Here is a 24,714-nt window from a genome sequence, read left to right on the forward strand (position 1 = left end):
TCCGCTATTCACGTCCTGATCCAGGCGGCTGAGCATTCCGGGCCCATGGAATTCGCCCGACTTGGCATGATGCAGGCGCTCTACCCAATGGGCACACCAGTCTATCATTTCGTCGATAAAGACCCGAGGTGGAGCAAGAACCACTAGCGAGAGATCGATGACCTTATCTGACGAGGAACTGGCGCTGATGGCCCTTCGGGAGGCCCAGCTTATTCTGGCAGACTACATACAGCCAGGGACGCGCGATCCGGCAAAGACGATCAACGAGCTTCTTGCTGTGCTCGACCGCAATGATGTGGTCGAAGCCGTGGATCGGCTCGAGGACGGCACCGGCATGAGGGTGGGCTGAAGCGAAAAAAGCCGCGCCACCCCGAAGGATGACGCGGCCAGTTGGGGGAGACGTCCCTGACCGGGGCCGTCGTCGTGAAAATCCGCAACTTCGATTTTTGTTTCAATCTAGCCTAACCCGCGCCAGCCCGCCCATCCCGATCGCGTTGGCCGCCGCCCGCGACAGGTCGATGCACCGGCCGCGTACGAAGGGCCCGTTTCAGTCGCTACTCCCTTTAAGAACTCGGCGCATCGACGCTATGGCTGTATCGTCGGCGCCCGATCTGCTGCGCCATGCGACGATGCCATCGGGTCTGACGAGCGATGCACCCGCCGCACCAACGCCGAAGGCGTCTTGGAAGCGCATGTCATCCGGAAAATGGACGTCGATTCCGACGCGGATCACGCACGCGACCTCAAGGCCGCCGATTGTTGCCCACTCGGGACTGGCAGTGAGCAGGACGAAATCCCGTCCGAACAGGTCGAGCGTCGAAATGGTCTCGCCGTTACCGCTCACCCACACGTGCGGCGCACGCGTTCCGGGCTGGCCGGCCCAGTCGTCCGGCCTCCGCGCCATGGGTAGCTCGGGCCCAGCACCAATCACCGCAGCCGATCGCACCAGCTGGCCAAACTCCATCGCATCGTTTCCGAACAGAGGATCGGGATCAAAACCTTTACCCACCCAAGCGGCGTAGTCGGGGCGTGAGAAGGTTTGCTGATGGCGCAACCAGCCGATAGGACGACGTTCCGCGTCATAAGTTTCGAGCAGCGCTCGCGACGCCCGTCCGGTGAGCACGTGCTCCAGCTTCCATGCCAGGTTCCACGCGTCGGCGATGCCGGTGTTCGCCCCGAAACCGCCCCGGGTGGGCGGGAGCTGGTGCGCGGAATCCCCGGTGAGAAAGATGCGTCCCTCAGAATAGCAGTTGGCGATCCGTCCCGCCATCTCCCACCGCCCCGTGGTGATGATCTCGAAATGCATCTCCGATCCGAGCGCGCGCCTCACGGCGTCTGCCAATTCCACGTCCGAGCGATCCCGGTCGTCATCGAACATCAGCACCCATCTGGAGTCGCCATAGGTCGTTAGGAAGGCATGGAAGTCTGCCTGCTCGATCTGAAACTGCTGCGGCCCGCGGTCGAGATACGCGTCGGCAGCGGGGCACGAGAAGAGAACGCTGCGCAGAGTTCGCAGATGGCCCACGCCGCTCCGCCCGATGCCCAGGCTCTCGCGAATGGCGCTCGTCGCGCCGTCGGCGGCTATCACGTAGTCCGCGGTGACCTCGTACTCCAGACCGCCATCGCGCTCGCGAAGACGCACCTGCACGCGATCTTCTTCCTGTTCGAACCCGATAACCTCGACGCCCAACCTGAGGTCCGAGCCGAGATCGACGCACGCGTTACGCAGGATAGGCTCTAGCCGATCCTGCGCAATCGCCGCGCCGCTGCATGGCGAGAGGGCTTCAGAACGATCGGCCGCCTCCCCGGGGGTCCACTCGCTCTCGGCCGTCCAGTCGGACGCGAGATTCTCAACCGTCACCCTCCGAAGCCTCGTGTCTGGCAGTGTTTGCGGAATGCGGTCGGCAATACCGACCGTTCGATAATGCTCAAGCGTCATCTCGGTGAAGCCCATCGCGCGCGGATGCGGAGAGCTTCCCCTATGTTTCTCGACGACGGTGTTCGAAATACCGCGCCATGACAGGAATAGGGAGGCGGACAGCCCGACCAGGCTGCCGCCGACGATGAGAACTGGGATATGTTGCATGGGAGATCGCCCTTCGTTGCAGACGCCGCAAGCGCGGCCGAAGGACACGTGAACATCACTCGAAGGGCGTCAGAGGTGGTCATCCACAGCCCGACAAGAAACGGCACGCGTCCGCTCTCGTCGTGGTCCGCGGCCCTACGGGCTGGATTATGACCGGCCTTTAGGCCGGCTGACCGGGGCTCACCACGCCGGTCCACCATTTTCGACTTTCACGATGTAGGTGAGCGAAATGAATCGCGCAAGTGCCGGCCTCAAGCCGACCTTATTTCTAGGCTTAAGGCTTGGCTATATATTGGTGCCGCTGGGTACGGTCCTAACAGACGCCACAGCCGCCGAAAATACCCGATGGTTAAGGCGCGCTGGGATTGGGAACGTGCAGTGAGGTCTTGAACGTATCAAAGCGCGAATCGCACTTAACATGAAAAAGTCGCGCAACCCCGAAGGATGGCACGCCTTTGTAGATCAAACCATTCGGCCCATCTGATCAGCGCTAGGCACCACCAGCAGTTCACCGATAACGGGCCGGCAATTCTGGCAGCGGTACCGTCTGCCCCGCCATCGCATGAGTGCAGTCGCCGAGAAATTGTATCTGCCCGGCTCGAAGGAAGTAGTGACAGACGTCAGTCCGCCCTTTCTTTCCTTCGTCGTCATCCGGATAAGGCCCAACCCGAATGTTCTTGCTCGGCGAAAACGTCGGGCTATCGACGTTGCCGTCAAACAACCACTGCGCGCCGTTGCGCTGCGGAGCGTAAACGGCGAAAGCGTGCATCCCCTCGTAGGCCGGGCACCAGTGCGAGTAGCCGCCCGCCGTGTAGCCTTCGACTGTGCCTGTGCGCCGGAGAAATTTTCTCACCGCGCTCATCCCGGCACGCGATAGCTAATGGCGCGATGCCGATAAGCGACCTCCTGCCAGCCGCGGCCTCGAGGCGATGGATTCCAGACGTAGACCTGGCCGGACTCGACGCGCGAGACGATCGCGACATGACCGCCGCCGCGGCGCGACGAAACCGCAACGGCGCCCGGCACCGGCGTTGACGCCCTGCCCCAGCCAAGGAACGACTTCGCAAGCGCGGAGCCGGTGCCGCGGATACCGCGCTCTGCTAGCGCGTAGTTCACGTTGACAGCGCACCGTAGCCCGTCATCAACTTGGTGATCTCGTGCTGGATTTCGTCGGTGCCAGCCTGCTTGGCGCATCTCCGGAGCAGATCCAGCCGCATGCTCAGCCTGCCCCGCGTCGTCACCGACAGCGGCTCGGTTAGGCAGGCGTCGTCGCGGATTGACGAGCGTAGCGCCGCAATCGTGCGGCCCAGCTCAGGATCAGCGGGGGGCGAATTCGTGATCGTCGTGGTCGATAGTGACTGAGCCACTGCCTCAATATGGGCAGCGTCTATCGCCAGCACGCCGAGCGTGAACGCATCAACTTTGCCGGACCAATGGCCCGCGCGTTGGCGGACCTCAGGACCAGCGCGGAGACGCTGCAGTGAGACATATCGATGTCGCCATGTTCGCCACCGCCACTGCGTTTCTCGTCGCGCTGATCGTGCTGATGCCGACAAAGGCGCGGCCGGCTAGCGTCAACGGCGCCACCGCCTCGATTTTCACGCCCTGCAAGGTGATCCGATGACCTTTATCGCCACCGCCAGCAATGAGGGCGCAGGAGCGTCTGCCAATAGTCATGGAGGGAGAGCGTGATGGTGGCCGACAACGAGGCGCTGAGTGCTGCGGACCGCGGAGGTGCGGCATGAACGAAAGCATCCAGCAAGGGGGAGTGAGATGTTCGGAAACGCGAAAAGCCGCAGCCTGTAGGGCTTTCTGGTCCGACGCGCCGCTCAACGTTCGATACCGGGAAGTGGTCGGTGATCGGCCGTTCAGCCTGAAAGAGTTCGTCGCGTTCGTAATGGATATGCCGGCGGAGCAGTTCTCCGCTCATTGATACTGACCGCCAACATGCGGTGCGAGATCGACGCGTTCGATCGGAGTGTTTGAAATGCTTCAGCTACCTGACGCAAAAAAGATGTCCGCAACGGACGTCATCAAGAGCGGCCGATTAAAAGGCCTCCCGAATGTGAAACCGTATAACTGCCCGGTGCTCGCCCTCGCCGGGAAATACGAAGATGTTCTTGCCGAATGCGACAAGGCCGACGTGCCGGGGAACCCGGACTTTGCGGCACTGGGGCGACTAGGCAGAAAAATGGACCGCATCGCAGAGCGCGCAAGCTGGCTGTCACCAAAATCGTTCGAAGGTGCGGCGTTCCAGATCATGCTGGCGTCTGCCCAGCCTGGATTGATCGCACACGGGACCACCGAAGATATCAAGCGGGAGGCCACGAAGCGGATCCAGCGCCTGCTCTACCGCGCGCTGGAGCGCCTCGACGTTGGCGCCGCCGCCGATACGTTCCCGTTAACGCGGGCATGCCACGTGCCGGAGCGCTGCGACCAGCGCATTAAGTCGCAACAGGGAGCGCTGTGATGCTGCAGTCATCGACAAACCCACCGCAGATCGTGGCGCAGACAAAGCGCAGCCGCTCTCGCATCAAGTCCCGGGAATCGGCGCTCTCCGTCATCTCGGCCAGTATCCAACCGATTGAGACGGGTACTGAAAACGATCTGCTCGACACGCTCTGCTACATGAAGGACGAAAACGACGTCCACGGCATGATGGGTCTGTACGAGTTCTTCGCTGGCAGCGCTGGTTTTTCTTTGGCCGCAGAAATGTCGCCGCGCATCACGGGTCGAGCGGCCGACCAAATCAGATTCGAGAACGAGCAGGCGTGGGCAAAAGCATACCTGGTCGCTGATTTCCTGAAGGAAATAAGGCCCAATCGTTTTGACGTCGAACGCTACTCCGAGATTTTGTTCAGCGTCACGTTGCAGATGGGACATAATTTTGAAGACGCCGTCGCCGTCGTCAATGAGATCGCCACTTGGGATCTAAAGCAGCCAGGAGTGGACTCCTGATGCTGGACCGCACTCGCCTGCCCCTGCCGGGATCGACCGGCGCTGAAGCCGGCCTAGCGCCGCCGCGCGACGTGCTGGCCGACCTGCACCGGGTGCGCGCTGGAGCCGCCACGCTCACGGCGCAGGTCGCCGGCGAGACGCGGGCGCGGGAAGCCGCCGAGCATGCTCACCGAGCAGCCGTGGTGCGTGCCGACCGCGCCGAACGCCGAACACGCCGAGCGGCAGGTTACGGGCGACCGGGACCGCTGGCGCCGCTTGGCGCTAGAACTTGAAGCTGAACTGAAATCGCTGCGGCCGGTGTCCAAATGAAACCGTACAACGCCACTTACGTCGCTGAAGCGCTCGGAATCAGCACGGACACGTTCTACCGCACCCGCGAGGCTCGCCATGCCCTCGACGGCCTGCCGCGGCCGATCAGTGAGCGCGGCCCGCTGCGCTTCGAGCGCACCGGCTTCGACGCCTGGCTGACGCGCCACCACCCTATGCGCCCTCCGGCGCCCGCCAACGACCCGCTGCCGGCACCGGACGCAGCCTCCGACGACGAACATCGGCGACGCCTGGCGCGCGCCTATGCCCCGGTAAAGCCCCCTCCCGCCCTTGACAGCCGCCGCCGACAGGCCGGAGGCTGACCATCTCTACCCTCCGTCCGCACCGGAGCGACCCATGACCGTTAAGCTGCCCTGGATCAAATGGCGCGATGGCCGCCCGCGCCTCACACACGGTGCCCGCGAGCGGGCGCTCGGTTTCGCCGATCGCGACCTGCGGCTCGGGCAAAACGGGCCGTGGTTCACCTACGAACAGGCCGCCGAAGTCAGCCGCGAGCAGCACGCGAAGATCATCGCCGCCCGCACCGCCGGCAAGCCCGTCAAAGACACACGGCCGCGCCGCGACGGCACGATCGAGGACCTGATCGACGACTGGTTCGCCTCTGGCGAGGTACAGGGCCTCAAGCCGACGTCGATCAGCTCCTACGGAAAGGCCAAGCGCGCGGTGATCTTCCGGCCGGAGAGTCGAACCGAAGCCAAGGAGCGACGCGAGCGCGAGCGCGCCGCCGCCGTGCTCGGCATCACCATTCCGCAGCGACCCCGCGAGCCGATCGCGTCCGCGCCGCCGTCCTCGATCGGCGCGCCGGAGCTGCGCGACTTCTTCAACTACCTGAAAGGCGCGCGCGGCCATCACATGGCGCTGGCGGCGATCGCCGCTTTGTCGGCCGCGATGACGTGGGGCCGCGAAAGCACGAAGTGGCGGCTTGCCCGCAATCCCCGGCTCGACATGGAGTTCGACCGCCCGGAGGGGCGCGTGGTGCTGATCTCGCTTGAGGAGTTCACCGCGCTGGTCGCCGCCGCCGACGCCAGCGGCCGCGCCTCGATCGGCGACGCGATCTATCTCGGCCTGTTCACCGGCCAGCGCCAGACCGATCGCCTGGCGCTGAAGGACGAAGGCCTGGAGAACGGCCGCCGGCATTTTAAGCAGAGTAAGACCGGCATGAAGGTGGCGATCAAGGAAACGCCGCAGCTCGCGGTGCGCCTGGCCGCGGCCAAGGCGCGCGTCGCCCAGGTAAAGCTCAATCTCGGCCTGCGCGACATGCCGGAGACCATCGTGGTCGACGAGAACACAGGCCGGCCTTACAACGAGCACACCTACCGGCACCTGTTCGCCGAGATCCGCACGCTGGCGATCGCCGGCGACGCCGCCCGCGGACTGGAGCCCTGCCCGACGCTGGGCTTCATCAACGAGCGCACCAAGGCCCCGGACTTCAAGCACGACCAGGATCTGCGAGACACCTGCGTCATGCTGCTCGATCGCTCCGGCTCAGACCTGCTGTCGATCTGCGACGTCACCGGCCACAGCTACCAGTCGGCGCAGACCATCATGAAGCACTACCGCGCCCGCAACGCCGCCCGCGCCGACGCCGCCATTGACCGTCTGGTGGCATTCATGACGAAGGAAGGGATGACGGGTTAACGCCCGCGCATCTAAGCAGTGAAAGCGCCCTTCGGGGCTAGGTAAGTCCAGGTTCAGCATAGATCGACAGAGATGAACAAAATCGGCATAGCGGCAGTGATATCATGCTCTCTAGGCCGTGACCCCATAAATCTGCAGACGCCTTGCCAGAGTCCGCTCGCCCCGATAGCCGACGTATTGTTATATAACAGCGAAACGACGCGATGTGCCAATAGGCAACGTTGAAGGCGGCGTGGAATGGAAGAAGGCGCCAACTGAAGGTGCCTTGACTAAGCGCATGCAGCTTCGTGATGTTTTTTTGGGGGGGCTCGGCTCCGGTGGTTCCTATTGCTTTTGCGCTCAGGCCAAATTATCAAACCCAAAGGGGAAAAAGCAGTCTCCCCTTGAGACTTCGGTCCAACGACTGCGCAGCACTCGACTTGTCGAGGAGATTTGCGCGTGGACGACCGAAAGACCTCGATATCCTTAAATGACCTTTTCGGACGGATCGGCGCTGACGCAGCGGCGATAGCCCCGGGTGTTCGACGTCGCACCGACGTGGAACACAAGCTCGTTGGCGCCATCCTGGATCAAGTCGAACGATCGCCAATCAACTCTCAACGCGAAAGCTCAGTCGTCGTTTATTGCGGCGACGCGCAAAAGGTCAGCGAAGGCTTCGCCATTGCGTTGCGAGCAATGGGAGTAAAAAGGGTCGCGCATGATTAGGGATCGATCCGGCAAGCTGGCACTGCTGTGGCCCGGGGACGCCCCGAAGTGGCACGCGGCAACACCGCGGGAATATAGGCTTCATCGTGTTTTCGACGCGGTGGCCGCGCTCGGGATCGAAGCGGAGCCCGCGCTCTATGTCGACGACATAGCGGGTCAGGTGCGCGAGCAGCTTCTCGGCTGCGATGGCGTGCTGGTTTGGGTCGATCCCCTCTCCCAGGGGCGCGGCCGAATCGTGCTCGACGCAATGCTACGGGACGTGGCGTCGAACGGCGTGTGGGTCAGTGCCCAGCCCGACGTCATCCTCGCGATGGGCGTGAAGGAAGTGCTCCATCGCACCAAGCATCTGGGCTGGGGCACGGACACCCATCTGTATCGTGAGGCCGGAGCGTTCCGCGAAGATTTTCCGCAGCGCCTGCGAGCGGCGGGGCCGCGGGTCCTCAAGCAGAACCGTGGCAACGGTGGCGAGGGCGTGTGGAAAGTCGAGTTCGCATCCGAATCCGGGCAGGACGACGCGATCGTTCGAGTGCTGCACGCGCCTCGAGGCAGCGTCCCTCAGGAGATGCCGCTCGGCGATTTCATGAACCGGTGCGAACCGTATTTCGCGAACAATGGTTGCGTCATCGATCAACCGTTCCAGGCCCGGCTGCCGGACGGCATGATCCGCTGCTACATGGGCGCGGACAAGGTCGTCGGCTTCGGGCACCAACTCATCAAGGCGTTGATCCCGCCGCCACCTGAATGTCCGGACTCGGACGCGGCACAGCCGGGCCCGCGCATCATGCATCCGGCTGCAGCGCCAGAGTTTCAGGCGCTGAAGACAAAAATGGAGTCCGAGTGGACGCCTCAGATGATGCAACTACTGGGTATCGACGCTGGATCGCTGCCGATCGTCTGGGATGCCGACTTTCTCTATGGGCCACGCGACGCGAAGGGCCAGGACACCTACGTGCTTTGCGAAATCAACGTCAGTTCGGTGTTTCCCTTTCCCGAACAGGCGGCGTCGGAGATTGCACGCCTTGCGAAGGCAAGATCCGGCACACCACGCTCGCCGCCGATGCAGCAGTAGCGACTAACCAAACCACCCAGCCAAGAAGGACACAAACCATGCGTAAGTTGCTTTGGACTACGATTTCGATTCTCGCGGTTCCCCTCGTTGCGGAGGCAAGCGCGCAAAGCGCCCACTGGCATATTTTCACAGAACCGTTTGTGACCTCAGCCCACGCGCAGGAACTCGGCTGGCAGAAAGTTGACGACGTGCTCGGCAGGAAGCCAGCTGTCTCTGGTGACGTGCGCCGTTACGGCTTTCCGCGCAGCGACCTTTCCGTGACGCTTGACGGCGTGACAATCAAACCGGCCCTGGCGCTTGGCGGCTGGGTTGCGTTCAAGCCAATGCATGGCGAAGCCATGGTGATGGGCGACCTCGTGCTGATCGAGAGCGAAATAAACCCCGTCATGCTCAAGATGATCGAGGGTGGGCTCGACATCACGGCCGTACACAATCATCTGCTGCGCGCCAGCCCCGCCACCTTTTACATGCATGTCGGCGGCCACGGTGATCCGGCCAAGATGGCTGCGGTGATCCATGATGCGCTGGCGGTGAGCAAAACGCCGCTTTCTATGCCCGCCGCCGCTGCGCCACCTCCCGCGGTCGATCTCGACACCGCGCAACTCGACCAGATCATGGGCGCTAGGGGACAAGCCAACGGCGGCGTCTATCAGTTCAATGTGCCGCGACGCGACGCCGTGACCATGGACGGCATGGCCATGACACCTCCCGCGCCGTTGGGGGCCGCCATCGGAATCAATTTTCAACCGACTGGCGGCGGCAAGGCGGCGATTACGGGTGATTTCGTTCTCACGAACGACGAAGTGAATCCCGTGATCAGGGCGTTGCGGTCGAACGGCATCGACGTGACCGCGGTACATAGCCATATGCTGGACGAGCAGCCGCGGCTGTTCTTCCTGCATTTCTGGGCTGTCGACGATGCGATGAGGCTTGCCAAGGGCCTTCGCGCCGCGCTCGACAAGACGGCGATTACAAAAGGCTAGAGCCATTTCTAGATCATCGGCCCGTGACGACGATCGCCAGCCCGGACACTAAAAGCAGAACGAGGACGACCTTGCGGAATGCGGCCTCGTTCAGTTTGCCGTAGAGCGACCAGCCAAGCAGCGTTCCGGCAACCAGCGCCGGCAAGCCGATTAGAAACAGGCTTGTCGTCTCCGGCGTAATCAGCCCCATCCCGCCCAAGCCCAGTAACGACAGGGCGAAGGTGGCGACTGCGGTCGGCTGCGATACCGAGCGATGTTCGTCGCGGGGCCAGCCGCGCAACACGCACCACAAGGTTGGAAGAATGCCTCCGAGCCCGGTTGAGCCGCCGAGCACGCCATTGAGGAAGCCAATGCCGGCATCGCCGGCTTGGCCAACGTCTTTCAGGTTCGGCATTTTCGGTCGCAGCAGATTGTAAAGGCCGAACGCGATCAACAGCAGGCCTACCGCCATTCTCAAATGGACGGACGATGCCAATTCGAGGATGGCGATGCCTGCGGGAATTCCGATGGCACTTCCCAAGACGAAAGGTAATAGCCGTGAGGGGATGATTGTGCGCCGCAGCCGCCAGGTAGAGTAGCCCTGCACCAAGAGCGCGTAGGCGACAATCAATGTCGTTGTCTGCACCGGCGTCAGGGCGAAAAGCCAGATGCTGGCGGCGACCATGCCGAAAGCGAAGCCAGCGAGCCCGGTCACGAAGGCGGCGGCGAACGTGCCCAGCAGGAAGATGGCGAGATCGAACGGAACTGGAAAACTCATGAGGGTCCCCGTGCTGCCGTGAATTGATTTTGGATGAGTGTCACCGCAGGCGGTCAGCCATGCGTCTCTTCGGTCCCGTCGCGGCACCAGCGATAGAGCGCGTCGTATACCGGCATCGTGGCGTTCAGTTGGGCCACGTCGTCTCTGAACATCCGGGAATAGCCAAGCGAGATCGCCAGCAATCCTCCTGACTGCGGCGTCAGATCGGGCAACCCGGTATCGGCGCCACGAACAATCGCAGCGAGACGCGACAAGGACTTGGTCTTGAGATTAAACGCCTCAAGCATCACGTCGAACGTGCAGGCGTCGCCTCGATCGTTCCAGTTGCCGTCGCCGCTGTCGAAGGGAGTTGCCTTGAACCGCTCGGCGACGGCGGTTACCTCCGATGGTGCAACGTAAAGGAATACGGCTGTGGGATCGATGAAACGGCGGATCAGCCATGGGCAAGCGATGCGAATGATCTTTGGTCGCGCTCGTGTCACCCAAGTGGTCCGGCCGGCTTCATCGCGTTTCGGGAGGCGATCGGCGTACAAGAGGTACGAGCCGGCTTCGCGCCATGCATAAAACCCGCCTTCAAGAGTCTGGGCGTCGATACCCGCCTGCCGAAGCCATGCGGCGGTCCCCTGGCTGACATCGCCGCCGTCCTGGCAATAGACGACGACACGTTGGCCGGAAAAGTTGTGCGCCCAGACCGCAACGGCTTCGGAATTCATTTGCCGGGCTGTTGGCAGCAAACCCCAGCCCGCCCCGCCGTCATCGCAGACACGAACATCGATAAGCATCGGTGCGCCGGGTAGGCCAATGATACGGGACAGCTGCGCTACTGAAATCTCGGTTGGTGACGGCATGGCGTCCACCTCGTCGTAGAGGGTGTGGACGCGATATTCGGCTGCCGCCTCACGGGGTCATCGCGGGAATCCCCAGAAACATATGACGTACCGAAACAGCGCAGATGTCAACCAGGCCGAAATGAGATTGACAGAAGCCGCACGGTCCGCTGTATTTGGGACATGGGGGTTCTGCGATCTCCCCACGAGGCGACATGCCCAAGTATCGCGTCCCGTGTTTTACGAGGGCGCTTCCATGTCATCATTTACATCGATATCTCCAGATAAGCTTGTACGCCTGATCGGCACGGCAAAGACGCCAGCTCTGATCGACGTGCGCACCGACGAGGACTTCGCCGCCGACCCGCGGCTGATTCCCGGCGCGGTCAGGCGCAGCCACGAAAACGCCGCCGGTTGGGGCAATCAGTTCGCGGGGCGGTCAGCCATCGTTATCTGCCAGCGCGGCCAGAAATTCTCCGAGGGTACTGCGGCCTGGCTACGGCACGTCAATGTCTCGGCTGAAGCGTTGGAGGGCGGCTTTGAAGGCTGGAAAACCACCAAGCTGCCGCTGGTACCCGCGTCGAAGCTACCGACGCGCGACGCGCAGGGACGCACAGTATGGGTGACCCGCGCGCGGCCAAAGATCGACCGCATCGCCTGTCCCTGGCTGATCCGAAGGTTCGTTGACCCGAATGCGGTGTTTCTGTTCGTGGCGCCATCCGAGGTGGTCGCGGTCGGCGAACGCTTCAATGCCGTTCCCTTCGACATCGAGAACGTGTTCTGGAGCCATCGCGGCGAACTCTGTACCTTCGACGTGATGATCGAGGAGTTCGGCCTCGCAACCCCGCCGCTGCTGCGGCTCGCAACCATGGTGCGCGCCGCAGATACAGGTCGGCTCGATCTGTCGCCGGAAGCACCGGGCTTGCTCGCGGCGTCACTCGGCCTGTCGCGGATGTATGACGACGATCTCGAACAGCTTGAGGCGGGTATCACACTCTACGACGCGTTCTACCGCTGGTGCCGCGACGCGACGGGCGAAACCCATAACTGGCCGACCAACAAGGCAAAGCCATGAGCGATATCGCGGCAAATGCAAAGGCTACCGGAACGGATGCCGGTCACGGCATCAGTTTCGGTGAGGCCTTTGGGTCTGGTTGCGAATTGCGCTGCTGAGCTTCGGCGGCCCGGCAGGACAGATCGCGGTGATGCATCGTATTCTGGTCGAGGAGAAAAACTGGATTTCCGAGAGCCGGTTCCTGCATGCGCTCAATTACTGCATGCTGCTGCCGGGGCCGGAGGCTTAAAGCACACTTGATCCGGTGTAGGGTCCGATCCGGAAGGTCAGCGCTCTTGGGCAACTAGGTCGAGTCCCGCCCACGCAACTAGTCGCCGTGACTGTTCCGTAGATCCCAGAAATACTGCGGGTTGCCGGTGATCACTTCGGCCATGATCTCGATCTCGCGCCACAGCGCATGGCAGGCAACAGCACGCGGATTGTCGAGCAGCTCGCAGCCGGACACATAGGGCCGCAGCCGTCGCATCAGCTCCAACATCTCGACGTCCGCTGCACTCGGCTGCGCCGCCAGCTCAGCCTTGCGGCGTCGCCGCTCTTCCTGGGACCACTTCGAAACCACGCGCCGCTCCATCGTTGCGGACATGAAGAACAATCGAAGAACGCATGTCAAATGTCGCACGGCGTGCGACAGATTTTGTCGCACGGTGTCGCATAAGAGCGTTTGTTCTCGATACGTCTTTGGGAGGTTTTCTTAAAACCCCTTGTGCAGAAGCACTTTAGGGGTGGTGGGCGCACCAGGGCTCGAACCTGGGACCCGATGATTAAGAGTCATCTGCTCTACCAACTGAGCTATGCGCCCGGATCCAACCGGATACCCTCGCGGGATGGCGTCGTTTAGCAAAGCGATTTGGGGATGTCCAGCGTATGACGAAAGAATATCCAACATCGCGACGGATTTTTTCAAACACGAAAAAGCCGCTGAAAATCAGCGGCTTTTTGCAGTCGTGAGAACTTTGGCCGGTGTTGCGGGCGTGCCGGCGGTTACAGCCGCTCGGGGCCGGGACCGCGATCCCGGTCGAATCGGCGCGGACCATCGCGGTCGCGGCCGGCATCGTCATCGCGATCGAAGCCGCGGTCACGGTGGCGCCAACCTTCGCCGCGCGGGCCGCCGTCCATGTGGGTGAGAATCGCGAGCCGGCGCTTCTGGCCGTCGTCGAGCGTCTTGTAGAGCGGGTCGGCGGTCTCGGCGATTTTCTTCATCGCGGCGGCCGTGGCGGCCATGTCGTCGGCGCGCTTCTGCAGGCGTGCGACCGGATTGTCCGGCGTCTCGGCTTTCTTCGCATCATCGTTACGCGCGTCCTTGCGCTCGGCCATCCGCGCATTGGCGCGGTCGATCCGCAGCTTGGCGAAGTCGCGCACGGCGGCTTCCACCGGCGGCCACAATTTTTCCTGATCCGGCGTCAGCTTCAGCCCGGCCTTCACCGCGGCGATCTTCGCATCGGCAAAGGCGGCGCGGTCCTCGGGGTTCATCCGGGCGTGGTGGTGGTGATCATGTCCGTCGTGGCGGGCATAGACCGCCGTCGTCCCGGCCAGAGCGAGCACCGCAACGCCGGCAAGCAGGATCTTCTTCATGGCAACCTCCGTTGGATCATTGCCTGAAGATGAGCGCGCCGCCCTGCCCTTTCAACTTAAGCTTTGGACATGGTGTTGCCGAATGTTGGGCATGCCATGATTTGGTCACAGCATGCCGAGCGTCCGCGGCAGCCACAACGACAGTTCCGGCACGTAGGTCACGAGGCCGAGGAACGCAATCATCGTCAGCAGCCACGGCAGCACCGCGATGGTCAATTCACTGATACCCATCTTGGCGATACCGGAGGCGACATAGAGATTGAGCCCCACCGGCGGATGGCACATGCCGACCTCCATGTTGACCACCATCAGGATGCCCAGATGCACCGGATGGATACCGAGCTTGACCGCCACGGGAAACAGGATCGGCGCCATGATCAGCACGATCGAGGTCGCCTCCATCACATTGCCGGCCATCAGCAGCAGCAGGTTGACGATCAAGAGGAAGATCACCCAGTTGACGCCGATGCCGGTGATCCAGTTGGCGATCTGCTGCGGGATGTTTTCGTTGGCCATCAGGAACGAGAACAGCACCGCATTGGTGATGATGTAGAGGATCATCGCGCTCATATTGGCCGAGGAGAGCAGCACCTTCGGCACGTCCTTCAGCGACATGTCCTTGTAAACGAACACCGCGATGAAAAAGGCATAGACCGCACTGACGGCGGCGGCTTCGGTCGGCGTGAACCAGCCGGCATAGATGCCGCCGAGCACCACGGCGATCAGCAGAAGGCCCCAGATGCAGCGCCGGAACGCGACCCAGCGCTGTGCCCAGTCGGCGCGCGGCAGCCGCGGATAGTCGTTCTTCCACGCGCGGTAGAAAGTGGTGACGCCGAGCAGCGTCGCCAGCATGATGCCGGGGATCACGCCCGCCATGAACAATTGCCCGACCGAGGCGGAGGAGATCCGCGCCCCCGACGGATCGAGCGCCACGCTGCCGCCGGTCGCCACCGAATACACCACCATGACGATCGATGGCGGGATCAAAATACCGAGCGCGCCGGAGGTAGTGATGACACCGGCGCCGAACTGCTTTGGAAAGCCCTGCCGCACCATTGCCGGCATCATGATCGAACCGATCGCAATGACGGTGGCGGGCGACGAGCCGGAGACGGCGGCGAACAGCGCGCAGGCCATCACCGCGGCGAGGCCAAGGCCGCCATGCCAATGGCCGACCATCGAGGTGGCAAAATTGATCATGCGGCGCGCGACGCCGCCGTGGGTCAGGAAATTTCCGGCGAGAATAAAAAACGGGATCGCCATGATCTCGAAGTTCTCGATGCCGGTGAAAAGCTTCAGCGCGACCGACTCGATCGGCACCGAGGTCATCAGGAAGATGAACGACAGCACCGTGAGGCCGAGCGCAATCGATATCGGCATGCCCGTCAACATCAGGAAGACCAGCAGCAGGAAGATCAATGCGTTGCTCATCGCACAGCCCCCGCGCCGTTGGCCGGAGGATCGACCTCGATCCCCTCGACATAGGCGTGATCGTGATGGGGCAGTCCGTTGCCGGCCCAGAAATTCCACGCCACCTGCAGGAAGCGGAAACACATCAGGTAGGAGCCAAGCGGAATGCAAAGATACACCAGCCAGCTCGGCAGCTCCATGTCCGGCGTCACCTGGTCGGTATGCATGAGGCCGAATACGAACTTCGCGCCCATCGTGCCGATGACGGCGGTGAAGAACGCGCCGCACAGCAGGCCGAACAGCACCGTGCCCTTGCGCCATCGCGGATTGAGCTGGTTGACCACCACATCGACGCCGACGTGAATGCCCGTGCGCACGCCGTAGGCGGCGCCGAACTTCGCCATCCACACGAACATGTAGATGCACAGCTCCTGCGCCCAAGACAGATTGATGGGAAACAGGAAGGGATAGAAGAACGGAATCCCGACCAGGTAGCGATGCAACACCGCGATGAAGATAATGAAGGTGGCGGCGCCGATCAGAAACGTGATCAGCGTTTCCTCAAGACGGTCGAGGATGCGTAGAAACATTCAGTCCCCCAGTAGGCACCGCACATAACCAAAAACATGAAGGGTGTCCCGGACGCGATGCAGCGTGCACGCTGCTTCGCAGATCCGGGATCCCGGTTTCCCCGAAACACCGGGACCCCGGATCAGCAGCGCACCACGCCGCTTCGCGGCGCATTGCGCAGCATCCGGGGAGCGAGTCCTCTTCGTCAGTTCGTTGCCGCCTTGGTTTCCTTGATGAATTCCTCGATCAACGGCTTGCCGACGCGGCCGGCGACGTCGTTGTAGACCGGCTCCATCGCCTTGCGCATCGCGGCATCCTGCTCCGGCGTCAGCTTGACCAGCTCGGTCTTGCCGCCCTTCACCATCTCGGCCAGCGCGTCGTCGTTTTCCTTCGCCGACTGGCCGTTGCCATAGGCGGTGGCTTCCTTCATCGCTTTCTCGAGCAGGGTCCGCGTATCGGCCGGAATGCCATCCCAGAACTTCTTGTTCACGACCACGACGTAACCGATGTAACCGTGGTGGGTCATCATGGTGTACTTCTGCACTTCGTGCATCTTCTGGGTATACATGTTCGACGCGGTGTTCTCTTGGCCGTCGACCACCCCGGTCTGCAGCGCCTGGTACACTTCCGAGAACGCCATCACCTGCGGGATCGCGCCGAGCGCACGGAACTGGGCTTCCAGCACCTTCGACGACTGAATGCGGAATTTGAGGCCGCGATAGTCGGCCGGTGCGAGCAGCTTCTTGTTGGCGCTCATTTCCTTGAAGCCGTTGTCCCAATAGGCCAGGCCCGTCATGCCCTTGCCGTCGAGCAGCTTCAGCAGCCGCGCACCAAGCGGCCCGTCGGTGACCTTCCGCAGCGTCGCCAGGTCGGGGAGGATATAGGGCAGATCGAACACCTCGAATTCGCGGATGCCGATCGGGCCGAACTTGGAGTTCGACGGCGCCAGCATCTGCACGGCACCGAGCTGCAACGCTTCGAGTTCTTCCTTGTCCTTGTAGAGCTGCGAGTTCGGGTAGACCTCGACCTTGACCTTGCCGTCGGTATACTTCTCGGCCAGCTCCTTGAATTTTTCGGCGGCCAGTCCCTTGGGGGTGTTCGGCGCCACCACATGGCTGAATTTGATAACGATGGGCGACTGCGCCGCCGCTGGTCCGATCAATGCGAACACACCCAGCGATGCCGCGGCCATCAACAATCTGCGCATGGTATTCTCCCTGAACGACGGTTCGGAGCTCATTGCAGCGGCCCCGGTTTGAATGTCGTTTCGAGCAATACAGAGATGCCGCCGCAAACGCCATTGGCAGTTCGCAGGGTCCGGAAAAAAACATTGCTGCGATGCAAACGAAAACGCGGCGCCGAAGCGCCGCGTGGAAATGCATTCACGTAGTAGAACTGCCGGCTACGCTCTCCCTCGCCCCGCTTGCGGGGAGAGGTGAAAGCCCCTTACTCCGCCGCCGTAACGTGTGGCATGTCGCGCTGGCGCTTCATGACGATCTTGTTGAGTGCGCCCAAATAGGCTTTCGCCGACGCCACCAGCGTATCCGGATCGGCTGCGCGCGACGTCATCGAACGGCCCTCGTGCGCCAGCCGTACAGACACTTCGGCCTGCGCGTCGGTGCCTTCGGTGACGGCATGGACCTGATACAGTTCCAGCTTGGCCTCGTGCGGCACCAGCGCCTTGATGCAGTTGAACACCGCATCGACCGGACCATTGCCTTCGGCTTCCTCGATCTTGATCACGCCGTCGATGTTCAACTTCATCGTGGCGCGCTGCGGGCCGTGGGTGCCGGCGATCACCGTCAGCGACGCCAGCTTGATGCGGTCGTGCGACTGCGCGATCTCCTGATCGATCAACGCCTCGATATCCTCGTCATAGATATCCTTCTTGCGGTCGGCCAGCGCCTTCATGCGAATGAAAGCGTCTTCCAGCTGGTTCTTGCCCAGCTTGTAGCCCAGCTCTTCCAGCCGGTGGATAAACGCATGGCGGCCGGAATGCTTGCCCAGCACGATCGACGATTGCTTGAGGCCGACCGATGCCGGCGTCATGATTTCGTAGGTCGAGGCATCCTTCAACACGCCGTCCTGATGAATGCCGCTCTCGTGCGCGAATGCATTCCGGCCAACGATTGCCTTGTTGTACTGCACCGGGAACGAGGTTGCCGCCGAGACGACTTTGGACGCGCGCGTCAGCATCGTGGCGTCGATCCTGTTCCAGTACGGAAACTTGTCGTTGCGCACATTGATCGCCATCACGACTTCTTCCAACGCGGCGTTGCCCGCGCGCTCGCCGATGCCGTTGACTGTGCATTCGATCTGCCGCGCGCCGCCCGCGAGACCCGCCAGCGAATTCGCCACCGCCATGCCGAGATCGTTATGACAATGCACGGAGAAGATCGCCTTGTCGGAATTCGGCACGCGCTCGCGCAGGCTGCGGATGATACGGGTGTATTCGTCCGGCGTGGTGTATCCGACGGTGTCGGGAATGTTCACCGTGGTGGCGCCGGCCTTGATGACGGCTTCGGTAATGCGGCACAGGAAGTCGATGTCGCTGCGGGTGGCGTCTTCGGCCGACCATTCGACATTGTTGACCATGTTACGGGCGCGGGTGACGCCGGCCACGGACGCATCGATTACCTGCTCCGGGGTCATGTTCAGCTTGACCCGCATATGCAACGGCGAGGTCGCAATCACCATGTGGACGCGGGCCCGGTCGCCGGCTGGCTTCACCGCCTCGATGCAGCGATCAATGTCCTTCGGGTTGACCCGGCCGAGACCGGCGATCACGGCATTCTTCGAGCGCTTGGCGATCTCGTGGACCGCTTCGAAATCGCCTTCCGACGAAATCGGGAAGCCAGCCTCAATGACATCGACGCCCATATCGTCGAGCATCTCGGCGATCTCGAGCTTTTCCTCGAACGTCATGGTGGCGCCGGGGCACTGCTCGCCGTCGCGCAAGGTGGTGTCGAAAATGATGACGCGGTCCTTGTCGGACTTGTCCTGAACGGACGGGCTGGTGGTGGTCATGGGGTATTCCTTAAATCGAAGCGCTGCTGTGAGCGCCAGAGGAGGCTGATCATTCTGCGGTCATGATCCCCTGAGTACCCAGGCCAAATGGCCCAGACGGCGCTCAGGGGCAGATAAGCAGAAGCAGCCCGCCGAGAAGGAGGTTGGACAGCAGCGCAGCCGGAATCGCGTCGGGACCAGCGGCAACAGCCACTCCCCCGGAAACTCCAACATTTTCGCTGCGAATCAGCATTGCCACACCTTCAAGCCCGCATCCTCGACCCGAACCCTTGAGAGTTCGTTGCCGCAGCGGACATGGATTGCTTGTAAACGCAAATTACAGCGCGCTGCAACGGCTAAGAGGGTCAGTGCAGCTGACCTAATTGACCGCTTGTCCCGTCCCTGCAGAAGTCTGAGCCTTACACGATCACGCGTACCAAGCAGTTCCCCCTGCCCCCAACTCCACTTACAAGCCCCTACACGCATCACGAGGACATTCATGACCACCTTCCTGACGGGCCTCTCGGCCTTCCCGATCACCCCCGCCGATGCCAATGGCAAGGTCGATACGATGGCGCTGAAGCGGTTGCTGGCGCCGCTGGTTGCAGCAAAAGTCGATTCCATCGGGCTGCTCGGCTCGACCGGCACCTATCCGTTCCTCACCCGCGGCGAGCGGCGCCGCGCGACGGACGCCGCGCTGGAAGAGACCAACGGCAAGGTCCCCGTGCTGGTCGGGATCGGCGCGCTGCGCACCGACGAGACCATTGCGCTGGCGCAGGACGCCCGTGCCGCCGGCGCCTCCGCGGGACTGCTGGCGCCGGTGTCCTACACGCCGCTCACCGATACGGAAGTGTTCGAGCATTTCTCTGCCGTCGCAGCCGCAAGCGACCTGCCGATCGTAATCTACGATAATTTCGCCACGACGCATTTCAGGTTCTCCGCCGAACTGGTCGGCCGCATCGCGCATATTCCCGGTGTCGTGGCGGTGAAGAGCACGGCGCCGCAACCGGATCTCGTCGCCGATCACCTCAGGCAATTGCGTGAGCGCGTGCCGCCCGGCTTTTCCGTGGGTTACGCCGGCGACTGGAACGTCACGGAAGCTTTGGTGGCGGGCGGCGACGCCTGGTACAGCGTCGCAGCCGGGCTGTTTCCCAAGGCGTGCCTGGCCATCGTGCGCGCCGCCCAGGCCGGCGATGCGGCGGAAGCCCGCCGCCTTGATGCCGCCATGCAGCCGCTGTGGTCGCTGTTCAAGGAATTTTCCAGCCTGCGGGTGATGTATGCCGCAGCCGCGATCACAGGCATCAGCGACGCCGCACCGCCGCGGCCGGTCCTGCCGTTGTCCGATGCCGCGACAGACCGGGTCGCGCAGGTGGTGAAGGAGATGTCCATCTCGTAGGGCGGTCAAAGCCGACGTGCGCGCGACGCGCGGCGGCGTCGCCACCATGACGGCGCACCGCGAAAGGGCGGGCAGGCGCAAGCGCGCTTTTGCCCCCCTGCTGATTACTTCGCGGGGGTCGTCTTCGCCAAGCCCTGCTTCGTCGCCACCTTCTTCACGGCCGCCGCCTGCTTCACTTCCACCTTTTGCCCGGCAGGGGCTTCTTTCTCCAGCGCCTCGCGGATCGGCGCGAGTTTCTTCATCGCCTCGCCATCCACCACCGGGAATTTCAGGTCGAGCTTTTCCAGCGCGCTGACGATGGTCGAGCCGATCACCACGCGGGCGAACCATTTGCGGTCCGCCGGCACCACATGCCACGGCGCGTCCTTGCTCGCGGTGCCGTCGATCATGTCCTGATAGGCGTCCTGGTACTTGTCCCACAGCGCCCGCTCGGTGATATCGGCAGACGAGAACTTCCAGTTCTTGGCGGGCTCGTCGAGCCGGTCGAGGAAGCGCTGGCGCTGTTCCTCCTTCGAGACGTTGAGAAAGAACTTCAGCACCAAGGTGCCGTTGCGCGCGAGATACTTCTCGAATGCCGAGATATCCTCGAAGCGGTCGTTCCAGATATCCTTGCCCACCAGCTCCGGCGGAATCTTCTGCTTGGCAAGGATTTCCGGATGCACGCGCACCACGAGGCATTCTTCGTAATATGAGCGATTGAAGATGCCGATCCGGCCGCGCTGCGGCAGATGCAGGGTATGGCGCCACATGAAATCGTGGTCGAGTTCGTTCGACGACGGCGTCTTGAACGAGGTGACCTCGCAGCCCTGCGGATTGATGCCGTCGAATATGCTTTTGATGGCGCTGTCCTTGCCGGCGGCGTCCATGCCCTGGAAGATCAGCAGCAGCGACCAGCGATCCTGCGCGTAAAGTTTCTCCTGCAACTCCGAGAGCCGGCGGCGGTTGGCCTCGATGATCTTCTTGCCGGTCTCCTTGTGCAGCCCGCCTTTTTCATCGGTGATGTGCGCCCTGAGGTGAAACTCCTTGCCGCCATCGACGCGAAAGGGCTCGAAGTAGGATTTCAGCGCCGACACCGTGGACTTGGCCGTCATGGATCTAAACTCCGCAGAATGAGCCGCGAGGCTACCCTGCCCGGCCGGCGCACGCCAGCCGCTCAGGCCGCCATCTTCAGCTGCGCCGCGATAAACGCGGTCACAAACAGCGGCATCATCGGCGTGAAATCATCGACGCTGCGCACCAGATGCATCGCGCTGAGCTCGGGGTCCTGCTGCCGCGCCAGATTGGCCTCGATTGTCTGGCGCAGGACTTCGCCCGGCATTTTGACGTCGAGAATCCGCATCAAGGCGATCGAGCGCGGCGTCACCACGCACTGCCAGTCATCCGCCGCGTGATAATCCGCGGGCTTCAGGCCGGTCTCTTCCTCGACCTCGCGCGCCACGCTGCCGGCGATATCGACGATCTCCCCGCGCAAATCGCCGGGATCCGGCGTGCCGGCCGGGAAATAGATCCGCCCGCCATTGGCAGTGCCCGCGCTCATCTCGCCCAGCACATAAGCGCCGTCACAGCCTCGCAGCGCGCCCATGCCGAAGCCGTTGAACACCTCGCTGTCGGCGTCGCCGAAATCGCGCCACGCGAGAAAGCTGGCGAAATCGGTCTCGAAATACTCCGCGCTGAAATGCGTGCCGGCAAACACCGGCTTGCGGCCGAGCAGCACGCGGCCATTAAACAGGTCCGGCTTCTCGGCTTTCTTCTGCGCGAAATGCGCATCGATCTCGGCGCGGCGCTGATCGGCAAACGCCCACGGCTGTGGCCGGAAGGAGAGGTCGAGCGTGGTGACGCGATGGATGACAGGCGACGTCATATCGTCGCCGAAAGGTTATTTCGCATTCGTCCCCATCGTCTTGCCGGCCTGCTCGACATATTTGTTGGTCCAGGTCTTCGTCACGTCGATGTTGGCCTTTGCGATTTCCGGCGAACTCTCGCTGAACACCGCCAGCACCGCGTCCGCGCCCTTCGGGTCCATCCGGCCGTCGAGCGAATACATCGGGATCGTGTTCTTCAGCGCCGCCAGATACTGCTCCTTGTTCTTGCCTACCGCCTCGACCGGCATCTTCGCCATGATCTCTTCCGGCGTGTGGCTGTGGATCCAGTTCAGCGTATTGAGGATCGCCACCGTCAGCGCCTGCACTTCCTTCTCGTGCGAAGCGATCCACGCCGTGGTGCTGTACAGCGCGCCGCCGGGATAGTCGCCGTTGAACACCGCCTGGGTGTCGTGCTGCGTGCGGGTGTCGCTCAGAATGCGCAGATCCTTGTAATTGCCCTGCAGCACGGTGACCGCGGGGTCGAGCATCACGGCGGCGTCGATCTGGCCCTGCTCCATCGCCGCCACCGCGGTGGCGCCGAGGCCGACGCCGATCACCGAAGTGCCGGCCGGATCGAGGCCGGCTTTCTTCAGCATGAATTTCAGGAAGAAATCGGTCGAGGAGCCCGGCGCGCTGACGCCGACCTTCTTGCCGGCAAGGTCCTTGACCGACTTGATCTCATCGGTGTGCTTCGGCGACACCACCAGCACCAGCCCGGGATAGCGGTCATACACCACGAAGGATTGCAGATCCTGTTTCTTGGCGGCTAGGTTGACGCAGTGATCGAAATAGCCGGACACGACATCGGCGCTGCCACCGAGCACGGCCTTCAGCGCGTCCGATCCGCCCTTGAGATCGACCAGATCGACGCTGACGCCCGCTTTGTCGAACTCGCCGAGTTGCTTGGCCAGCACGGTCGGCAGATAGCACAGGCAGGCCCCGCCGCCGACGGCGATCGTCACCTTGCCCTGCGCTGCCGCGCTATCGCATAGCAGCAAAACGGCGAACAGCGGCGCCAGCATCCGGCCGAGCAAAGTTGTCATGATCATCTCCCTGATGGCGCTTTGCCGCAGGATAGAGCAGCGCGCCGGCCTTGAGAAGCCGCCTCCCCGCTGGTCAATGGCCGTTGGCCGACGTAGCATTCGCAGCACTTCGCAAATCAACAGGGGGAAGAAACGTCCATGAACCGCACCGTCGCCTTGCTTTCGATCGCCGCCGCCTTTGTCGCCGGCGGCACCCTCACCCATGTGGTACTGCCCGCGATGGCCGCCGAGAACATCGTCGCGCAGGTCATCCACGTCCCCGAACTCGTCGGCGACGCGCTCGGCCCGGCCTCGCCGGCCGGCTTCCGCTCCAAGACCTTCATGTCCGCCGACGGATCGACCATCTCGGTGCAGGACGGCAATGTCGTGAAGCACATGCATCCCAACACCAACGAGATCCAGTACATCCTCGAAGGCACCGGCACGATCTGGCTCGGCGACAAGGAAGTCCCGGTCAAGGCCGGCGACCTGATCATCATCCCCAAGGGCACGCCGCATGGCGGCAGCAAGCCGGACGGACGCCCGTTCAAGGCGATCGCCATCAAGACCCCGCCGCAGGCCGCGGATGACACCAAGGTGCTGAACTAGCGCTGTTTCAGGTTGAGCCAATCCGCAGGCTCCGTCATTGCGAGCGCCGCGAAGCAATCCAGCAGGCTGCAAGCGCCGTAAGAACTGGATTGCTTCGTCGCAAGGGTCCTCGCAATGACGGATGCGAATGATGCGCTTCGTCTCAAACAAAAAAAGCTCGAGGCTCAGTTGTCATTCCGGGGCGTGCGCAGCGCCAGCTGCGCGCGAACCCGGAACGACAGCGCTTTATTAGCTCCGCCCCACCGCATCCGGCTTCCATCCGAGCAGCCGGCGCTCCACCAGCGTCACCGCCAGATCGATCAGGATCACGAAGGCCGACAGCACGATCATTCCGGCGAATACGCCGGCGACATCGAACGTGCCCTCCGCCTGCTGGATCAGATAGCCGAGCCCGGCCGCCGAGCCGAGATATTCGCCGACCACCGCGCCGACCACGGCAAAACCCACCGCGGTGTGCAACGACGAGAACATCCATGACAGCGCCGATGGCCAGTAGACGTGACGCAACTGCTGGCGTTCGTCCATGCCCAGCATCCGCGCATTGTCGACCAGCGCCCGGCTGGTCTCCTTGACGCCCTGGTAGACGTTGAAGAACACGATGAAGAACACCAGCGTGACGCCGAGCGCCACTTTCGACCAGATGCCTAGCCCGAGCCACAGCGTGAAGATCGGCGCCAGCACCACGCGGGGCAGCGCGTTGATCATCTTCACATAGGGATCGAACACCGCGGCAACGCGCGGCTGCCGCGCGAACCAGAACCCGACCGCGACGCCGGCCAGCGATCCGATCGCAAAGGCCAGCACCGATTCCCACAGCGTGATCGCCAGATGTTTCCAGATCA

The 24,714-nt window shown here is 62.6% G+C and carries 30 protein-coding genes, 1 tRNA gene and 1 pseudogene; 15 read left to right on the forward strand and 17 right to left on the reverse strand.

Translation table 11 applies throughout. The features are described from left to right. Nucleotides 1–157 precede the first annotated feature (157 nt). Nucleotides 158–349 carry a hypothetical protein gene (locus tag JWQ24_RS26715; RefSeq protein ID WP_299815039.1) on the forward strand — a complete coding sequence of 64 codons (192 nt, stop codon included), beginning with the start codon at nucleotides 158–160 and terminating at the stop codon, nucleotides 347–349. 198 nt (nucleotides 350–547) lie between these two features. On the opposite strand, the gene JWQ24_RS26720 is transcribed toward JWQ24_RS26715, so the two are convergent. From JWQ24_RS26720 to JWQ24_RS26735, 4 genes are all read right to left on the reverse strand, one after another. Then, nucleotides 548–2,086: an FAD-dependent monooxygenase gene (locus tag JWQ24_RS26720; protein ID WP_299815042.1), complete on the reverse strand. Its 1,539-nt coding sequence runs from the start codon at nucleotides 2,084–2,086 to the stop codon at nucleotides 548–550. 508 nt (nucleotides 2,087–2,594) lie between these two features. Further along, entirely contained in the window at nucleotides 2,595–2,939 is a 345-nt protein-coding gene (locus JWQ24_RS26725; protein ID WP_299815045.1) for a DUF6527 family protein, read from the reverse strand. A 5-nt stretch (nucleotides 2,940–2,944) separates the two neighbouring features. After that, nucleotides 2,945–3,202, reverse strand: coding sequence for a CHAP domain-containing protein (locus JWQ24_RS26730; RefSeq protein ID WP_299815050.1), 258 nt, complete (start codon nucleotides 3,200–3,202; stop codon nucleotides 2,945–2,947). Then, on the reverse strand, nucleotides 3,199–3,453 hold the full coding sequence (locus tag JWQ24_RS26735; RefSeq protein WP_299815053.1) for a hypothetical protein: 255 nt from the start codon (nucleotides 3,451–3,453) through the stop codon (nucleotides 3,199–3,201). The genes JWQ24_RS26730 and JWQ24_RS26735 overlap by 4 nt, the downstream gene beginning before the upstream one ends. 113 nt (nucleotides 3,454–3,566) lie before the next feature. Between JWQ24_RS26735 and JWQ24_RS26740 the strand changes: the two genes are divergently transcribed. From JWQ24_RS26740 to JWQ24_RS26785, 10 genes are all read left to right on the forward strand, one after another. Next, the gene (locus JWQ24_RS26740; protein WP_299815056.1) at nucleotides 3,567–3,710 is read left to right on the forward strand and encodes a hypothetical protein; all 144 of its coding nucleotides are present in this window, start codon (nucleotides 3,567–3,569) and stop codon (nucleotides 3,708–3,710) included. 117 nt (nucleotides 3,711–3,827) lie between these two features. Next, the gene (locus JWQ24_RS26745; protein WP_299815059.1) at nucleotides 3,828–4,019 is read left to right on the forward strand and encodes a hypothetical protein; all 192 of its coding nucleotides are present in this window, start codon (nucleotides 3,828–3,830) and stop codon (nucleotides 4,017–4,019) included. Between the two features lie 54 nt (nucleotides 4,020–4,073). Continuing rightward, complete coding sequence (locus JWQ24_RS26750; protein ID WP_299815062.1) at nucleotides 4,074–4,556, forward strand: hypothetical protein; 483 nt, start codon at nucleotides 4,074–4,076, stop codon at nucleotides 4,554–4,556. Beyond that, nucleotides 4,556–5,044 carry a hypothetical protein gene (locus JWQ24_RS26755; protein WP_299815065.1) on the forward strand — a complete coding sequence of 163 codons (489 nt, stop codon included), beginning with the start codon at nucleotides 4,556–4,558 and terminating at the stop codon, nucleotides 5,042–5,044. The genes JWQ24_RS26750 and JWQ24_RS26755 overlap by 1 nt, the downstream gene beginning before the upstream one ends. Next, nucleotides 5,044–5,316 (forward strand): hypothetical protein, encoded by a 273-nt coding sequence (locus JWQ24_RS26760; RefSeq protein ID WP_299815068.1) that lies wholly within the window; start codon nucleotides 5,044–5,046, stop codon nucleotides 5,314–5,316. Before JWQ24_RS26755 ends, JWQ24_RS26760 begins: the two co-directional genes overlap by 1 nt. Before the next feature lie 33 nt (nucleotides 5,317–5,349). Then, nucleotides 5,350–5,673, forward strand: coding sequence for a hypothetical protein (locus JWQ24_RS26765; protein ID WP_299815071.1), 324 nt, complete (start codon nucleotides 5,350–5,352; stop codon nucleotides 5,671–5,673). 34 nt (nucleotides 5,674–5,707) lie between these two features. Continuing rightward, complete coding sequence (locus JWQ24_RS26770; protein WP_299815074.1) at nucleotides 5,708–7,009, forward strand: hypothetical protein; 1,302 nt, start codon at nucleotides 5,708–5,710, stop codon at nucleotides 7,007–7,009. Between the two features lie 438 nt (nucleotides 7,010–7,447). After that, nucleotides 7,448–7,714 (forward strand): hypothetical protein, encoded by a 267-nt coding sequence (locus tag JWQ24_RS26775; RefSeq protein WP_299815077.1) that lies wholly within the window; start codon nucleotides 7,448–7,450, stop codon nucleotides 7,712–7,714. Further along, nucleotides 7,707–8,783, forward strand: a complete 1,077-nt coding sequence (locus JWQ24_RS26780; RefSeq protein ID WP_366521469.1) for a Cj0069 family protein — start codon at nucleotides 7,707–7,709, stop codon at nucleotides 8,781–8,783. The genes JWQ24_RS26775 and JWQ24_RS26780 overlap by 8 nt, the downstream gene beginning before the upstream one ends. 38 nt (nucleotides 8,784–8,821) lie before the next feature. Then, nucleotides 8,822–9,766 (forward strand): DUF1259 domain-containing protein, encoded by a 945-nt coding sequence (locus tag JWQ24_RS26785; RefSeq protein ID WP_299815079.1) that lies wholly within the window; start codon nucleotides 8,822–8,824, stop codon nucleotides 9,764–9,766. 13 nt (nucleotides 9,767–9,779) lie between these two features. Here the strand turns inward: JWQ24_RS26785 and JWQ24_RS26790 are convergent, their stop codons facing one another. Next, the gene (locus tag JWQ24_RS26790; RefSeq protein WP_299815081.1) at nucleotides 9,780–10,523 is read right to left on the reverse strand and encodes a sulfite exporter TauE/SafE family protein; all 744 of its coding nucleotides are present in this window, start codon (nucleotides 10,521–10,523) and stop codon (nucleotides 9,780–9,782) included. Between the two features lie 53 nt (nucleotides 10,524–10,576). Next, nucleotides 10,577–11,371, reverse strand: a complete 795-nt coding sequence (locus JWQ24_RS26795) for a sulfurtransferase/chromate resistance protein (protein ID WP_299815084.1) — start codon at nucleotides 11,369–11,371, stop codon at nucleotides 10,577–10,579. 235 nt (nucleotides 11,372–11,606) lie between these two features. On the opposite strand from JWQ24_RS26795, the gene JWQ24_RS26800 reads away from it, so the two are divergent. Both JWQ24_RS26800 and JWQ24_RS26805 read left to right on the forward strand, forming a co-directional pair. Continuing rightward, on the forward strand, nucleotides 11,607–12,425 hold the full coding sequence (locus JWQ24_RS26800; RefSeq protein WP_299815087.1) for a chromate resistance protein ChrB domain-containing protein: 819 nt from the start codon (nucleotides 11,607–11,609) through the stop codon (nucleotides 12,423–12,425). Next, nucleotides 12,422–12,651 (forward strand): annotated as a pseudogene (locus JWQ24_RS26805) (chromate transporter); the annotation flags it as partial. The gene JWQ24_RS26800 and the pseudogene JWQ24_RS26805, both read left to right, overlap by 4 nt. Nucleotides 12,652–12,732: 81 nt before the next feature. Here JWQ24_RS26805 and JWQ24_RS26810 read toward each other — a convergent pair. The 7 genes from JWQ24_RS26810 to JWQ24_RS26840 form a co-directional block, all read right to left on the reverse strand. Next, nucleotides 12,733–13,008 carry a hypothetical protein gene (locus tag JWQ24_RS26810; RefSeq protein ID WP_299815090.1) on the reverse strand — a complete coding sequence of 92 codons (276 nt, stop codon included), beginning with the start codon at nucleotides 13,006–13,008 and terminating at the stop codon, nucleotides 12,733–12,735. A gap of 140 nt (nucleotides 13,009–13,148) precedes the next feature. Beyond that, nucleotides 13,149–13,224: transfer RNA gene (locus tag JWQ24_RS26815), tRNA-Lys, on the reverse strand. A gap of 182 nt (nucleotides 13,225–13,406) precedes the next feature. After that, nucleotides 13,407–13,997 (reverse strand): Spy/CpxP family protein refolding chaperone, encoded by a 591-nt coding sequence (locus tag JWQ24_RS26820; RefSeq protein WP_299815093.1) that lies wholly within the window; start codon nucleotides 13,995–13,997, stop codon nucleotides 13,407–13,409. A gap of 105 nt (nucleotides 13,998–14,102) precedes the next feature. Beyond that, a complete protein-coding gene (locus tag JWQ24_RS26825) occupies nucleotides 14,103–15,428 on the reverse strand; it encodes a TRAP transporter large permease subunit (protein ID WP_299815096.1) in 1,326 nt (441 codons plus the stop codon). After that, nucleotides 15,425–15,997: a TRAP transporter small permease gene (locus JWQ24_RS26830; RefSeq protein WP_299815099.1), complete on the reverse strand. Its 573-nt coding sequence runs from the start codon at nucleotides 15,995–15,997 to the stop codon at nucleotides 15,425–15,427. Before JWQ24_RS26830 ends, JWQ24_RS26825 begins: the two co-directional genes overlap by 4 nt. 185 nt (nucleotides 15,998–16,182) lie before the next feature. After that, on the reverse strand, nucleotides 16,183–17,184 hold the full coding sequence (locus JWQ24_RS26835; RefSeq protein WP_299815102.1) for a TRAP transporter substrate-binding protein: 1,002 nt from the start codon (nucleotides 17,182–17,184) through the stop codon (nucleotides 16,183–16,185). Nucleotides 17,185–17,423: 239 nt separating this feature from the next. Continuing rightward, entirely contained in the window at nucleotides 17,424–19,004 is a 1,581-nt protein-coding gene (locus JWQ24_RS26840) for a 2-isopropylmalate synthase (RefSeq protein WP_299815104.1), read from the reverse strand. A gap of 478 nt (nucleotides 19,005–19,482) precedes the next feature. On the opposite strand from JWQ24_RS26840, the gene JWQ24_RS26845 reads away from it, so the two are divergent. Next, entirely contained in the window at nucleotides 19,483–20,379 is an 897-nt protein-coding gene (locus JWQ24_RS26845; RefSeq protein ID WP_299815107.1) for a dihydrodipicolinate synthase family protein, read from the forward strand. Between the two features lie 104 nt (nucleotides 20,380–20,483). On the opposite strand, the gene JWQ24_RS26850 is transcribed toward JWQ24_RS26845, so the two are convergent. The 3 genes from JWQ24_RS26850 to JWQ24_RS26860 form a co-directional block, all read right to left on the reverse strand. After that, nucleotides 20,484–21,470 (reverse strand): polyphosphate kinase 2 family protein, encoded by a 987-nt coding sequence (locus tag JWQ24_RS26850; RefSeq protein WP_299815110.1) that lies wholly within the window; start codon nucleotides 21,468–21,470, stop codon nucleotides 20,484–20,486. Nucleotides 21,471–21,532: 62 nt separating this feature from the next. Further along, the gene (locus JWQ24_RS26855) at nucleotides 21,533–22,240 is read right to left on the reverse strand and encodes an NUDIX hydrolase (protein ID WP_299815113.1); all 708 of its coding nucleotides are present in this window, start codon (nucleotides 22,238–22,240) and stop codon (nucleotides 21,533–21,535) included. Nucleotides 22,241–22,255: 15 nt separating this feature from the next. Then, the gene (locus tag JWQ24_RS26860) at nucleotides 22,256–23,263 is read right to left on the reverse strand and encodes an ABC transporter substrate-binding protein (RefSeq protein WP_299815125.1); all 1,008 of its coding nucleotides are present in this window, start codon (nucleotides 23,261–23,263) and stop codon (nucleotides 22,256–22,258) included. Nucleotides 23,264–23,422: 159 nt separating this feature from the next. Between JWQ24_RS26860 and JWQ24_RS26865 the strand changes: the two genes are divergently transcribed. Next, nucleotides 23,423–23,872 carry a cupin domain-containing protein gene (locus JWQ24_RS26865; protein WP_299815116.1) on the forward strand — a complete coding sequence of 150 codons (450 nt, stop codon included), beginning with the start codon at nucleotides 23,423–23,425 and terminating at the stop codon, nucleotides 23,870–23,872. Between the two features lie 228 nt (nucleotides 23,873–24,100). On the opposite strand, the gene JWQ24_RS26870 is transcribed toward JWQ24_RS26865, so the two are convergent. Then, the coding region (locus tag JWQ24_RS26870) for an ABC transporter permease (RefSeq protein WP_299815119.1) at nucleotides 24,101–24,714 on the reverse strand (614 nt) is incomplete at its 5' end.

This window comes from Tardiphaga sp., from assembly GCF_028290495.1.
Lineage (GTDB): Bacteria > Pseudomonadota > Alphaproteobacteria > Rhizobiales > Xanthobacteraceae > Tardiphaga.